Source organism: Clostridiales bacterium (assembly GCA_015243575.1).
Classification (GTDB): Bacteria; Bacillota; Clostridia; order Peptostreptococcales; family Anaerovoracaceae; genus Anoxybacterium; species Anoxybacterium hadale.
Genome location: CP042469.1, coordinates 378,218 through 392,323 on the forward strand (window position 1 = coordinate 378,218; position 14,106 = coordinate 392,323).

Here is a 14,106-nt window from a genome sequence, read left to right on the forward strand (position 1 = left end):
AAAAGTCAAAAAACATATTGACTAATTTAAATAGATATGGTATATAAGAATTAGCACTCACTTGAATAGAGTGCTAACAAAATATCGAAGATATACAAGATGGAAAGGAGTTGTTAATCATGACCGGATTGGTACCATTTAACAGGAGGAACACGAATCTGCTAAGCACGGGGTTTGAAGATTTTTACAACATGCTTGACGACTTTTTCAGCGATAATTTGTCGCCAAGAAGGAGCCTGGTCAAAGATACGTTCAAAATTAATGTGCAGGAGAATGATACAGAGTATTTCATTGAGGCAGAACTCCCCGGTGTGAATAAAGAGGAAATTGAGATTGACTTAACCGATGGCAGACTCAGCATCTCAGTGAAGAAAGAGGAGAATCTCAACGAAGAGAAGAAAAACTACATTCACAGAGAAAGCAGATACAGTTCGATGAGCAGAAGTATCTATCTTGCTGACGCAGAAAACAAAGGAATCAAAGCGAAGCTTGACAACGGAGTTTTGAATATCTCCATCCCGAGGCAGGAGAAATTTACTAAAACTGCAAAAATTGAAATCGAGTAGTAGCGAGAAAATTCTAAAGGAAAGTTTGAAATCTATCAGTCCAATAAGAAGTGAAAACACGAAGCGCAGTAGCTTGCCCTATGCGCTTCGTGTTTTCTATGACAGGAAATATTATTTTAGATACAAAATGAGGCTCATCAAGGAAAACCAAGATTACTTTTGCAGGTGGTCCGCAAAAATGAGATTGTAAATCTCTGCTGGGAAAGCTATGATAGATAAAAAAGGAATCAAAACTGTGAAGCAGTTTTGAAAATGAAATCTATTAAGAAGAGGAAGGTGTTAATAATGAGCTATTTATGGACGACTATTACTGTGAAGGACCTGGATGAATCCCTCACATTTTATCAGGAAATCGTAGGCTTGCCTTTAAATGCAAGGTTTCAGGCAGGACCGGAAACGGAGATTGCTTTCTTAGGAGATGGTGAAACAAAAGTTGAGCTCATCACATACAAAGGAAAAGATGCAGCACCGGTAGGAACGGGAATTTCGCTTGGCTTTTCCGTAGTTTCACTTGAGGATAAAATCACGTTTCTGAAAGAAATGGGGATTGGTATTGATGGAGAGATCATTTCCCCCAACCCTCATGCCAGGTTTTTCTTTATTCAGGACCCCAATGGGCTGCGCATCCAGTTTGTGGAACAAAAATAGAATTACTTCAGGCAGAACGCTTCATACTCCATGGGATCATTAATGTTTCGGAAGAAGACTTGAGGATCACCGAAGCCGCTCAGTTCAGATCCGGGTATCTCTTTGATCCGTATCATGGAATAGAATCTCGTAATTTTGCGAAGATCATTTTCCAGACAGTATCTTATGGGGTCGATGCAGGTTTTGCTGTACACGCTGCATAGGGGCTGGTACTGATCCTCAAATTTCGGCACAACTGCATCATATCCCTCGGCTTGACTGGCAAGATAAAGGAGCAGCTGAGAATTGATAAAGGGCATATCACATGGAACTACGATGCTGTACGCATTGCTTGCATGGGTGAGACCGGAATGGATACCGCTTAAAGGCCCCATTTGCGGGATAATATCTGTTACGGTTCTTACCCCTAGGGCGGCGTAATCTTCCGGCGTGTTGGAAACAATCAGGACTTCGTCAAATACGGCTACTTGACTGAGAATAATTTCAATGAGACGTTTCCCTCCCATTTTCAGGAGGGCTTTATTATTTCTGTTCATCCGGCTGCTGAATCCGCCGGCAAGAATAATTGCGGTTGCTGCTGTCATAATAACTCCCTGTAACCATCGGTTCTATGAATCACATCATGATTTCACGTAACCTTAATGCGCGATAGGAACCGTTTATGGGTATAAGTTTTTACAATGTGTTATTTTCAAGGCCCCATGTTATAATGATGGGGTACAAAATAATCCGGAATTGCTATATTGTAAGTATTCTTTGCAGACGTGAAATTGGGTCTGCTTTTTGTTATAACTGCGAAACGAGGAGAGCTTGATGGAATGTGAATTCATCCATATCAAAAACATGATACTGATCGGTGCGACGGGGCAAAACAGCGGAAAAACAACCTTTGCCAATGAGTTGATCCAAAGATGGCATCAGGAGATTCCGATCATAGCGCTGAAGATTACCACCGTCAATCAAAAACACGCACATTGCGTCCGCGGGGGAGCAGGATGCGGTGCATGCTCGAGTCTCTTCGGTGAATTTGAACTGACAGAGGAAACCAATCCGGATTCCGGGAAAGATACCTCGCTTTTGCTTGCAGCTGGGGCCAATAGGGTTTATTGGCTGAAATGCATGAAAGATCACCTTGGAGAAGCAATCCAGCAATTTCTCACCACTATCCCGGAGGATGCCTTAGTTTTGTGTGAATCCAACAGTCTTCGTAATGTCGTTCGACCTGGCTTGTTCGTCATGCTTCAAAATTCATCGGATTTAAGAATTAAGCCTTCTGCGGAAGAAGTGCTTTCAAAAGCCGATCTTATGATTATAAACCATTTTGAAGACGACATCAAAGACCATGTATCGCAGATCCAAATTCAGCGTGGCGTAAGCGGCTTGGAGATTGAACTTTTACAAACCATCTGAGCACCTACCGGTAAACCATCCATAAATTATCCGTCTAATTAACGCTCTGCTAATATTTTTTCTTCAATAATATTCGCGACGGAAAAAGCGTCATCAATATGATATACCGGCACATTTGCAAAGGGGAAGGGGATATCGGATGCCACTGCGATCAGATCCTCTGGAGCACTAAGCAATTCTCTGGATCTGCCGGACCAGACCACTTCGATTTTTGGTTTGCCGCTGAGGCGAAAGCCTTCTGCAATGATCAGATCTGCATCTGTGTTTAGATCCATCAGCTGGTCAATATTCCATTCCAGGTCAACCTTTTTCATCATAGTGACTCCGTGGGGAGATGAAATTGTGACACTGTCTGCGCCGGCTTGGGTGTGACGCCAGGTATCCTTGCCGGGCTGATCTACGTCAAAGCCGTGTGTATCATGCTTCAACGTAGCAATTCGATAGTTTCTGGCTTTGAATTCCTTGATTAGTTTTTCGATCAGGATCGTCTTTCCGCATCTTTTTTTTCCAACAATGCAAATGATCGGTGCCATAGCCGTAGCCTCCTACAATTTGAATATGGTAACCTTCTGCCCCTTCTCAAGCCCCAACGTTCCTGCTGGAATATCAATGAGACAGTTGCAGTCTGAAAAGGAACTTAAAACACCGGGAGAATGTTTGCTTCCCGGTTCCACAAATTCCCGGCAATCTTGCTGAATCAATTTCCCTCTGAGCATCCTTCTTTTTGAGCTCTCTTTCGGGTAGGGTGTTTCCATAAGCGCTTCTGTTTTCTGAAGGTCGATATCCTTACGATGGGAAACAAGTGAAAGGACGGGCCTTGTGAGCAGCTCGAAGGTAATTGCTGCGGCTGCCGGATTGCCGGAAAGGCTGATCACCGGTTTTCCTTCCAGGATGCTGCAGAGCGCAGGAGTTCCAGGTTTCATGTTGATCCTCCAAAAGAGGATCTCTGCTCCGAGTGCTTTCATCGCATCCTTCAGCAGGTCTTTTTTTCCTACGGATACACCACCAAGCGTGATGAGGATATCGCAGTTTCTGATTGCTGCAGATATGGCTTCGCAAAGCTGATCCAGCTCATCGGGGGCGCTGTCCAGCAGCAGTGGTTCCATCCCAAGCTCCTTAAGCCGCAAACCAATGGTATAAAGATTGCTGTTATAAATTTTTCCGGGAGAAAGCGCACTTCCGATATCTGTCAGTTCATCCCCGGTGCTGAGAACGGCTATCTTCGGTAAGCGGTAAACCGGAACCTCACGGAACCCCATGCTGGCAAGAATGCCGATTCCTACATAGTTCAGCAAGGCGCCTTCTTTTAATAAGAGACTTCCTTTTTTGATATCTTCCCCCTTAAAACAGTAGTTTTCTCCTGGGGACAGCTGCTGAATGATGGTTACGCGGTTCTCGGATTCGCAGGTGTCCTCTTGCCGTATGATACAATCGGCACCCTTGGGGATCGGGGCTCCTGTCATGATTCTGCAAGCTGTTCCCGCACTTAATTCTCGCTGTGGACAGCTCCCGGCGCAAACTTCTTCGATTACTTCCAAATGGACGGGATTGGCAGCTTCTGCGCCACGGGTGTCTGCGGCTCTGAGCGCATAGCCGTCCAGAGGCGAGCGATCGAAGGGCGGCTGGTCGATAGGCGCATAAATATCTTGTGCTAGAATTCTCTGATGTGCTAAGAGCAAGGGCACCGTCTCGTCAGGGGATGGGGATACCCGTGATGTGAGCATTTCCTGTGCTTCTTCTAATGTTACTTTTGTTTTCATCGATTCTTTTCTCCTTTCGCAGGAATCCATTATGACAACCCGGAAGCGCGTTTGATCGTTGGATTAACAGATAACATCAGCGTATGCTCCAGGCCGTTCAGTATGTCTGATATTGGTTTTTTTGCATCGTTATCAGGCAGTTTTTTCAGCAGACGATTTGCCTTTTTCAGATAGTCTTCTGCCAGACCTACGGTTTTGTCGATTCCGTGCATTGTTTCAATATGCTGACTGAGCTGATTGAAATCAGCAGAATCAATCAGCTCCCAAATCCGTCCATGATCTATCAGGGAGGTATAGATAACGGGCAGGGTGTAGAACCCCATCTTAATGTCATTTTGAACACTTTTTCCCGCGGATCCTTCGCTGGCAGTAAAATCCAGAATGTCGTCAATGATCTGGAAGGCGATTCCAAAATAGTAGCCGATCCTTTTTAATGTTCTGCATAAATAGTCATCACAGCCGGAGCTTTTCGCGCCAAGGTAGAAGCTGACGGCAAAGAGGGAAGCAGTTTTGTTTGCAGCAATTCGTATGTAACGGGCAATGCTGGCATTTCTGGAATAACGATTATTGTACTGCAGCATTTCTCCGTAAAAGATCTGATCCATGACCCGCAGAGCTTCCTGAGAATGGGAACCTTTGCTGATGAGGTGAAAGCTCCTGTTCAAAAGAAAGTCTCCCATAAATACGGCATAGTCCTTTCCGAATCTTGACTGGGCTGTAGCAATCCCTCTTCTGACAAGCGCCTCATCGATGATATCGTCGTGAATCAGCGTTGCCATGTGCAGCATTTCAATAGCTGCCGCAGTCTCATAAATTTCATCATTCTGACCCATCCCGAAATCCGATCCAAGGAGAAGAAACGCAGGCCGCAGTCTCTTTCCTCCGGAACCGATCATAGCGATTAAAGTCTCCTGAACATTATTATGCCTGCTTTTGACCTGGTTGTACATGATTTCTTCAACCCTGCGCATGCGTAGGGTAAGTGTTTCGTTTTTCTTTAAGCTATCCAGCATCGATTTATCTCCTAGTTATCATATGATTGCTCCAGCTCGACAAAGCCCTCAAGAATTAGGAGAAGCCCCTTGTAAAAGCCGGTCTTGGCGGTTTCGCCAGCTGCGCTGCAGTAATCTCCGATCCAGCTGCCAAGATGCTGATTCAAAAATTCTCTCTCGATGGTTTTTATGTCGCTGAGGCCATTTTGTGCTTCTGCCTCCATAAGGCAGAGCTGTTTCATAAAGTCCAGTTCGGTGCAGAAAAAATCAGGGGAGTCGTTGGCATAGCTTATCGGCATGATTCCCATGCGTTTGTAGAACTTTTTTACACTCAGGATAATTGTATGGGTGTCTTCCTTCTTTTTATAGAGACCCTCATAGGGGGCTCTTAGTTTTCCTTTGCCTGCAGAGCGGATGAGTCTGGTACGGTCCACAGCCAATTCTTCCATAATGCGATGGTTGTTCTCAGAACCAAGCTCGTTCAGGAAGTCTCTTGCCATTCCGATCCCCTTCCGAACTTTGGCATGATCCAGCTTTTGCAGTTGCTCCAGAAAGGTTTGCATTTGCGGGCTTGTGATTCTTTGGATGAATTCTTCGTTGGGCAGGCGGATAAAGGCTTCTGTCAAAAACCCGTATATGTTCCCCCTCCATAGGGCGATTCTTGTATTGTGTTTATGATCTGGCATATGTAACTCCTTTGAATTCTAAGTCTCTCCTTGTGCAAAGCATTTGGATTAATTCTCTCTAGAATCCTGCTTTGAGATAAAGCATTCCATAACCGACAAAGCCACAGATTGCAAAGCAGCCGATCAGAACCTGAATTTCCTTTGGCGATGGACGGTACCTGTACTTATCCTGAAACTGACTGTAAGGTTCCGGTATCATGCTTTGCTGCTGCGGGAGAATTACGGCGTTAAACTTCTCGATGAAGACCAGGACCAGTGAAAGAACAGCGGCGAGCAAGGAGAGCACATAACTCGATGACAAAAAATTCTCCGTAAGCTGTTTTGCCAAAAGGAGCAGGATGATGAGCAGATTTAAGATGATGACTTCCTTGCTGTCCTGATGGTTCTGCTTGAGGAGGGCGATTTTATGGGAAGCTGAGGCGCCGATCAGAAGCACCGCAAGAATCAGCAGCAGCTCTGGCAGGAACGCCTGGATGCCGGGTGCGGGCAGGAACGTCTGAATGCCGCCGGCGTTCGTTTGTATGCCGCCAGCGCTCGCTTGTATGCCGCTTGCAGATGTTGTGAGAATCAGAAAGGCAGTACCGCCCAATAGGCTTGAGATGAGTGTTTCCAGCCCCGAGAAGGCGTTGGTCTGATAGCCTCCTTTTGTTCTGGACAGGAAAAACATGGTGTGTACTGCCAGGCAGAGATTTGCGGTAATCAAGCAAAGGAGTGCCCAGACCAGCGTGATTCCTCTTGCCTCGGGAAGAATCCCAAGAAAGAAGACCAGGCTCAAAACAGTAGCCAAACCCAAGGTATAAAAATCCCACGTAAGCGGGGAGTGAAAGTTTTTGCTTTTTATCATGAGTAATGCTCGGGAAGGCTTTCCAAGATCAACCCCAAGCAGGATCTGAGAACCTAAAAGCAGGGAAAAAGCAGAGATACTGCCTGTCTCTGCCAGACGTTCTGCACCGTTTACCCCCAGTAGAATTGCTGCCGAGAGGATCATCAGAATTCCCGCAGCCAGAGAGGAGAGGTAAAAACAACCCTGTACATAAATTCCCCACACATAATGATCATTCAGATTGGTTTTCCGAAAGCCCTGGAGCAGCTGACGCAAAATGGCAGCGCCGCCTGCAAGGGCAAGGAAACAAAGGATGATCAGTATCATCAATTCGTTTTTCATCTCTTCTCCTCCTAACCGTTGATGTAATATACGGAAGGACTTGTTTCAAGATCCTCCCGGAAAGGGCGGGCATTCCCTGCGGCGATTGCTTTGGATAGATCGCTGGACGGATCGTCAAGATCACCGAAAACGCGGCATTGGGACGGACAGGTTGTTACACAGGCAGGATCCAGACCCTCCTGAAGCCGATTCAGGCAAAAGGTGCACTTAACCACCGTGCCCTGCTGATATTCCTTATGGCGCTTCTTTTCAAATAAAGTGACGGGAGCCTGCTCATAGTAGTTCTTGATTTCCCATACGAATTGTCTTGAGTCATAAGGACATGCGGTCACACAACCCCTGCAGCCCATGCATTGATCTGCCAGCACTTCGACAATTCCGCCAGGGCGTTTAACAGTTGCTCCGATCGGGCATGCCTTCTCGCAGGGTGCGTTGTCACACTGCATACAGGGCATGGGAAGAAATTTCATCTTGGAATGAGGGAATCTCCCTACCTCGTATTTCATAATTTTGTGAAGGCTGACGCCGGAAGGCGTGCCGTTATGATTTCTGCAGGCGACAGTACAAGCATTGCAGCCTACACATTTTGTCAAATCAATCAACATACCGTATCTCATTACGACAATCCTCCTTTTCTGATCAGTCTTACACATGGAGCAATTTCGATTCCGCCGCTGACACTGTCCAGTGTATCTTCCTTTGTGGTCAGAAGACGGTTGAACAGAGGGCCTTCCTTGCTCAGTGGATTGCTCTGGGCGGTACCCATACCATAAGCACCGGAAATTCCCACCGCATCGGGGTGGAACAGTTCAGAAATGCGCACGAGCCCTTCCAGACTTCCGTAGCGGGATTCTACAGTTACCCGGTCGCCGTCCTTGATGCCTTTTGTTTCAGCAGTTGCACTGTTCAGACAGATGACTGCCTCCCAGGGATCTTTTTTATAGATTTCTGCAAGCCAGGGATTCCCTACAACCCCGCCGATATCGGAAGAGTAGTAAGGGGTTTTCCAGTTAATAGCCCACAGGTCGTATTCTTCGGATACGCCGAATTCTGAACTGGGAACCCAATAGGGAACTGGCTTATAGAGGTCAAAAACAAGGCTGTCATCTTCCACGCCCGGGAACTGAATTTGATGCTTTTCGAGATTTTGCCTGAGCTGATCCGCTGTCTTTTTCAGATTGATGATATAAAACTCATGGCGTGTTTGGTTTCCTGGATGGTAATAGTAGTTGTATGCCGTCTTTTTGGGCTGCCACTTGGCGATATGTCCGTCCCGCTCCAAATCTTCCATGGTTTCGCCTTCTCCGAATTTCCAGCTCTTAACCTGAAGCTCATGAATTTCAGCCAGAGTATGTTTTTGATTGAGGTCAAGGAGGTAAGGTTCTCTCAGATTTAGACCATTTTCCTTGATGATGTAATCAACGTCCTTATTCAGATAATCGTACATGCCGTTTTCTCCATACAAGATGCCGATTCTCTCGGCCAGCTCTGTAAAGATATCGTCCACATGCATGGTGTTATAAATCGGCTTTACTGGCTGCCTCCTTTGGAGCATCTGCAGCGCGTGAACTTCATAGGACGCAGCCTGATGCTGAGGCCAGAAGGGAGCCACTCTGGAGCGTTCCATAAAGCTGTGCTCCGGCAAAACCACATCGGACATGATGGTCGGCTCATCCATATGGTAAGCAATGGAAACACTAAACGGTATCTTCCGCATCATATTGACATACTGCTCGGGATTTGCGTTGTACTTAATGATGTTTCCGCCGATATTCAGCCATGCCTTTACCTCGTATGTAAGGTAGTATTTTTCAGGGTCGGATAACGCGTGAGCTACCAGATGGGGGGTGGTATGGCTGTTGGGATAGAAGGTATGCATCCCAATATCAGGAGGGAAGACAAAGGGTCTGTCTTTGGCCTCATAGCCTGGCATCATCGTACCGTCAGGTCCCGGCGCCAGTGCCTGGGGACCTCTGTAACCGCAGCCCAGACAGCCTCCCGGAACTTCAATGGCTCCTGCCAGCATATTGATGATCTTTGCCACAAGGTCTGAATAGGTTCCGCCTCGGTGGTTCATAACATTCCGCTCAGTGTTGACGGAAACCGGCCGGTAAGGAAATTGAAAGCCCTCAATCTCAATGGTGCTTCCGATTCTCGCATGTTCGATAAATTCGCCTGCAATTCTTCGGATATCCTGCGCTGGTACAGTAGAGATGGATTCCGCCCATTCCGGTGTATATTCTAGGAAGCCTTCCTTGATCAGCTGAAAACCGGTCTTCACTTCTTTTTTGCCCACAGAAAAGCTTCCTTCAAGGGCAACCTCTCCAAATTCCGCGTCAAAGGTCTTTGCCTGACTGTCAGTCAGATCCCACATCATGGGCTTGCCCGTTTCCTCATCTCTCAGGTAATCTCCCTGGGAATCGATGAGATATGGACCGTTGGTTCTGTTTTTCAGAAACCAGATATCATATTTCTGAACATCGAAAATGATGGAATGAGCAAGACCCAGCAAAAATGCGAGATCTGTCCCAGGCCTGATGGGTACCCACTCGCCTTTGGCGGCCTCGTAGGAGGATCTGGGGTCCACAACCACCAGCTTCATGCCGCGCTTCAGTGCTTTTGTCAGCTTTCTCGTACCGGGAACGGTGGCGATATTGGGCCCGATGGATCTTCCAAGTGTGATATGATAGTCACAGTGCTCCAGATCAACGACAGAAATAGGAAAATTGCCATGGATTAAGCCTGTGCCATAATGCACCGTACAGAGCGAGCCATGGGCTCCGATTTCGTTGGGTGAGCCGAATGCGAGTCGAAATGGAATTCGCATGATGGTTTCCCTATTTCCCCAGCCTTCACAGACGGCCAGCCCTCTCGGATCTTCGTCACGGACTTCCTTTAGCTTTTTCGCGGTATAGTCCAGTGCTTCTTCCCAGCTGACTTCTTTCCACTTTGGATCGATTTCCAGACCCTTTTCCGGATTCGTGCGGATCAGAGGTGTCTTGACGCGATAGGGGTTATACAGATTCATCGTGGCCGAATTGCCGCGGGGACACAGACTGCCGTAGTTAGGAGGGACTTCCCTTCCTTCTACCTTGACGACCACACCATCTTCTAGATGAACGGAGGTAGCACAGTCTCCCTGCATGCACATACGGCATAGCCCGTGGAGAACCTGCTGATCACCTTCCACGGAAGGATCGCTGCTTTGCCACTGGTAGGTGGAATAACCAAAAACATTTTCGTTGAAATCCACCTCCGACAGAACATTGTCGTAGGCGCCTTTCCTTTTTTTGAACATATTGCCTCCTTTGCAGTTCCTTAAGAACGCTACAATTTATTTCAGACAGAGATCCGAAATCATAACCGCAATGATTACGGACAGTCCTGTTAGCTGATAGATCGTGACTGTGGCCTGATTTGCGCGTACCAGCATTCCGATATGATTATAATGCTGTCTTGCAATCCGGCAGGCTTTGAAAGCCATGGGAAAGCTGGAAAGACCAAGTATCCATAGTAGGTTTCCGGTGTAGACAGAGATGAACAAAAATGCGGCATAAGCTGCGATGAAATTGATGGAGTAAACCCTTAGCCCCTTTTTCTTGCCCAGTCTGACGACCCAGTTTCTCTTGTTATTCTTTTTGTCTGCTTCATAATCAGGATATTGGTTGATCCACAGTACATTGGCGATGAGTATGCCGATGGGTATGGAAACCAAGGCCGGAAGCAGATCGAGCTTTCCTGCCATGACAAGATACATTCCCAAAAAGATCAACGGCCCGTATGTAATGCCCACAGTCAGTTCCCCCAGACCTCGATAGCACAGCGAAAAGGGAGGGAGACTGTAGGCACAGGCCAGAAGTGTACCTAGAAGACCGATGACCAATACTCCCGGCTCGTGAAAGTATGCGATAAAAAGACCGATGGCAGAGGCCAGCGACAGCGTTATGATGCCAATGTATTTGGCTTCCTTCAAGGTCAGCAGACCTTCTGTAAGGACCTTTTTTCCTCCGCTGAAGGGCGTCACCTTATCGGGCTCGATGGAAAGATCCACTCCTGATTTATAATCAACAATATCATTAAAGCAGTGCTTGCCTGTTTCAATCAGCAGAATGCCAAGGATTGACAGCAAACCCCATTTCAGCTCAAAACGATCGGTTTCCGCATAAGCCATGACAGCAGCGGCAAGCATGGGAACCAGAGAGGCAATCCATATTCTGATCCCTGCGATTCGGCCAAGCCCCTTTAATATACGCTTCCATTCCATTTTAGTACCTCCAAAAACAAAATAACAAATTGAGGGAAAATAAGCAACAGAACGTTGAATTTTGAACTATAGGAGCTAATTATGGGTATAAGTAAAAGTAATGGCAAAGAAGTTTTTTCTCCCAGTTCGTCTGAAAACATGGTATACTTTTCTGAGAGATTTGTTAGGAGGGTATGATTTTGGATATTAAGAGTCTGGACTCTTTCGTTAAGGTTGCTGATGAGAAGAGTATTTCAAAGGTTGCCAATCAGCTTTACATCTCTCAGCCGGCATTGAGCCTGCAGATCAGGAAACTGGAGGAGTCCTTCGGACACAAGCTTTTGATCAGAACCAATAAAGGCGTCCAGCTCACCGATGCGGGCCATATTCTTGAGACCCATGCGAGAAGCATTCTGAAGATCTACAATCAGGCTTTTGAAGAAGTCAATAAGCTGTTTGGCGACAGGCAGGTGATTCGGATTGATTCCAATATCACCCTGGCTACCTACGCGCTGCCCTGTGCGGTCTATGTTGCCAAGTCTCAGCCTCAGTTTAAGGATTATTATCTGGATCTGACATTCAGCACAGTCAACCCTGTGGAAAAAAATATTATCAGCGGAATCAGTGATCTGGGATATGTTCACCAGAAAGGTGAGTATCAGGACATTAAGTATGTAAAGATCGGAACAGATAAGATGGTTCTGGTAGCCGCTTCGAACTTTCCTGTCCCGGACAGAATTACGGTAGAAGAGCTGAAGCAATATCATTTAATTAAACTCAATGACAAATTCAACGAAAGAAAGCTGCTGTCAGAGAGCCTCTGCTGCAGCCTGAAAGAATTTAATGTCGTTTTGGCACTGGACTCCACCGAATCCGTGAAGACCGCTGTCTTCAAGGAATTCGGCATGTCTTTCCTTCCCGAAAGCTCTGTCAGCAAGGAATTGCAGACAAGAATCCTGAAAGAGGTCGTGGTAGAAGATCTGTATGATGAATACCCGATCTATCTTTGCTACCTGAAAGAAAATGAGTATAATCCAAGACTTAAGCCTTTTCTAGACTATCTGAAGATGCGGAAGACCATGGATTTTTGCTGATCTTTTCCGGCTGACCCAACTTAAACCCTTTAAAAATAGCGGCTGGTACATCGTCTCTTAAATCCAGTTCCGTTAAAATACGCAGTACTAGGATTCTTGTAATACCCTTCTTAACGATGGAATAGATTATTATGATACTGAGGAAGCGCTGGTTCAATGGATGATGTTCTGATATGTGCACGGAACTCATCAGCACTTCCCAAACCAAGAAGGGGTGTTAATATGCTGATTTATACCGTAAAGCCCGGCGATGAGCTGGTGCAGCTTGCATCAGACTTTCAGGTGAGCCCGGAAATGATCATTGCGGTAAATGGCCTTCCCAATCCGTTCCGTCTATTGACGGGGCAGTCTCTCATCATACCCACTGCAGAACCGGAGATTCCTAAAACAGAAGCCAGTGTGAACGGCTATCTTTACTTTTTGGGAGAGAACGGAGTTCCGATTGTGAGGGAAACAGCACCATTCCTCACATCTGTGACGCCATTTTCTTACATTGTAAAGGAAAATGGAGGATTAAGGACTATAGATGACGAACCAATCATTGCTGCGGCCCTAGAGAATCAGGTAACGCCGGTTATGTGCATTACCAACTTTTCAGCCACCGTAAAAGGGCAAAATATTGCCAATGTCGTGCTGAATAATGAAGAATCCATTCAGAATCTGCTGAATAACATCATTTTTACGATGAAGTATAAGGGATACCAAGGGCTGAATATTGACTTTGAATATGTTCTTCCGGAAGACCGGGAAAACTACAATTCTTTTCTTGCACTGGCAGCAGACGCGCTCCATCGGGAGGGTTATTTTATTACAACTGCTGTTGCACCCAAGACGGGCCCTGACCAGAAAGGCTTGCTCTATGAGGCCATAGATTATCCTGTACATGGAATGCTCATGGATTATGTAATCCTGATGACCTATGAATGGGGCTATCGTTTTGGACCTCCTCAGGCAATCTCTCCTCTAAATCAAATCAAAAGAGTGCTGGATTATGCAGTAACGGTTATTCCACGCGAGAAGCTTTACTTTGGCTTTCAGATTTACGCCAGAGACTGGAAGCTTCCGCATATCCAGGGAAGAGAAGCGGAGACCATAAGCTGTCAGGCGGCTCTAGAACGGGCCGTATATTATGATGCGGTGATCCAATATGATGAATTGGCGGAATCGCCGTATTATCGATATCAAGATGAAGAGGGAAGAGAACATGAGGTATGGTTTGAGGATGCCAGAAGTGCGCAGGCAAAATTTAATGCAGTGAAGGAATACGGCTTGGAAGGGATCAGCTATTGGGTGCTGGGATATCCTTTTCCGCAGAATTGGACCCTGCTATATGAAAATTTTGATATTGTATCAAGTATAACCAGTACGATATAACCTTACATTTTGTTTGCCTATTTTCGCAGGCTGATCTTGAAATAATTTCTTTCGCTTAAAATTTAACATTGTATTCAATTGCCTCATTGACAATCGTCATAGTGAAAGATATATTATAAGGAAAGAATACAGATTTTTCCTTATTACCGTATTGCCTCAGTTTGAACG

The 14,106-nt window shown here is 46.1% G+C and carries 14 protein-coding genes; 5 read left to right on the plus strand and 9 right to left on the minus strand.

The annotated features are described in order from the left end of the window. Positions 1–119 precede the first annotated feature (119 nt). Complete coding sequence (locus tag FRZ06_01500) at positions 120–566, plus strand: Hsp20/alpha crystallin family protein (GenBank protein ID QOX62116.1); 447 nt, start codon at positions 120–122, stop codon at positions 564–566. A gap of 285 nt (positions 567–851) precedes the next feature. Beyond that, entirely contained in the window at positions 852–1,214 is a 363-nt protein-coding gene (locus FRZ06_01505; protein ID QOX62117.1) for a VOC family protein, read from the plus strand. 2 nt (positions 1,215–1,216) lie between these two features. On the opposite strand, the gene FRZ06_01510 is transcribed toward FRZ06_01505, so the two are convergent. Continuing rightward, positions 1,217–1,798 (minus strand): molybdenum cofactor guanylyltransferase, encoded by a 582-nt coding sequence (locus FRZ06_01510; protein ID QOX62118.1) that lies wholly within the window; start codon positions 1,796–1,798, stop codon positions 1,217–1,219. 229 nt (positions 1,799–2,027) lie between these two features. Between FRZ06_01510 and FRZ06_01515 the strand changes: the two genes are divergently transcribed. Beyond that, positions 2,028–2,624 carry a hypothetical protein gene (locus tag FRZ06_01515; protein ID QOX62119.1) on the plus strand — a complete coding sequence of 199 codons (597 nt, stop codon included), beginning with the start codon at positions 2,028–2,030 and terminating at the stop codon, positions 2,622–2,624. Positions 2,625–2,662: 38 nt separating this feature from the next. Here the strand turns inward: FRZ06_01515 and mobB are convergent, their stop codons facing one another. Genes mobB through FRZ06_01555 form a run of 8 tightly spaced genes read right to left on the minus strand, consistent with a single transcriptional unit; the run spans position 2,663 to position 11,491 of the window. Then, positions 2,663–3,157, minus strand: coding sequence for a molybdopterin-guanine dinucleotide biosynthesis protein B (gene mobB / locus FRZ06_01520; GenBank protein QOX62120.1), 495 nt, complete (start codon positions 3,155–3,157; stop codon positions 2,663–2,665). Between the two features lie 12 nt (positions 3,158–3,169). Then, positions 3,170–4,414 carry a molybdopterin molybdotransferase MoeA gene (locus FRZ06_01525; protein QOX62121.1) on the minus strand — a complete coding sequence of 415 codons (1,245 nt, stop codon included), beginning with the start codon at positions 4,412–4,414 and terminating at the stop codon, positions 3,170–3,172. Continuing rightward, positions 4,414–5,397 (minus strand): polyprenyl synthetase family protein, encoded by a 984-nt coding sequence (locus FRZ06_01530; protein QOX62122.1) that lies wholly within the window; start codon positions 5,395–5,397, stop codon positions 4,414–4,416. Before FRZ06_01530 ends, FRZ06_01525 begins: the two co-directional genes overlap by 1 nt. An 11-nt stretch (positions 5,398–5,408) precedes the next feature. Then, the gene (locus FRZ06_01535) at positions 5,409–6,062 is read right to left on the minus strand and encodes a hypothetical protein (protein QOX62123.1); all 654 of its coding nucleotides are present in this window, start codon (positions 6,060–6,062) and stop codon (positions 5,409–5,411) included. A 58-nt stretch (positions 6,063–6,120) separates the two neighbouring features. After that, positions 6,121–7,227, minus strand: a complete 1,107-nt coding sequence (locus FRZ06_01540; GenBank protein ID QOX62124.1) for a hypothetical protein — start codon at positions 7,225–7,227, stop codon at positions 6,121–6,123. An 11-nt stretch (positions 7,228–7,238) separates the two neighbouring features. Further along, positions 7,239–7,880 carry a 4Fe-4S dicluster domain-containing protein gene (locus FRZ06_01545; protein ID QOX62125.1) on the minus strand — a complete coding sequence of 214 codons (642 nt, stop codon included), beginning with the start codon at positions 7,878–7,880 and terminating at the stop codon, positions 7,239–7,241. Then, positions 7,844–10,525, minus strand: coding sequence for a molybdopterin-dependent oxidoreductase (locus tag FRZ06_01550; protein QOX62126.1), 2,682 nt, complete (start codon positions 10,523–10,525; stop codon positions 7,844–7,846). Before FRZ06_01550 ends, FRZ06_01545 begins: the two co-directional genes overlap by 37 nt. Positions 10,526–10,561: 36 nt before the next feature. Further along, entirely contained in the window at positions 10,562–11,491 is a 930-nt protein-coding gene (locus FRZ06_01555; protein QOX62127.1) for a prenyltransferase, read from the minus strand. Between the two features lie 173 nt (positions 11,492–11,664). Between FRZ06_01555 and FRZ06_01560 the strand changes: the two genes are divergently transcribed. Next, complete coding sequence (locus tag FRZ06_01560; GenBank protein QOX62128.1) at positions 11,665–12,564, plus strand: LysR family transcriptional regulator; 900 nt, start codon at positions 11,665–11,667, stop codon at positions 12,562–12,564. A 222-nt stretch (positions 12,565–12,786) separates the two neighbouring features. Continuing rightward, on the plus strand, positions 12,787–13,938 hold the full coding sequence (locus FRZ06_01565) for a LysM peptidoglycan-binding domain-containing protein (GenBank protein ID QOX65796.1): 1,152 nt from the start codon (positions 12,787–12,789) through the stop codon (positions 13,936–13,938). The last annotated feature ends 168 nt before the right edge of the window (positions 13,939–14,106 follow it).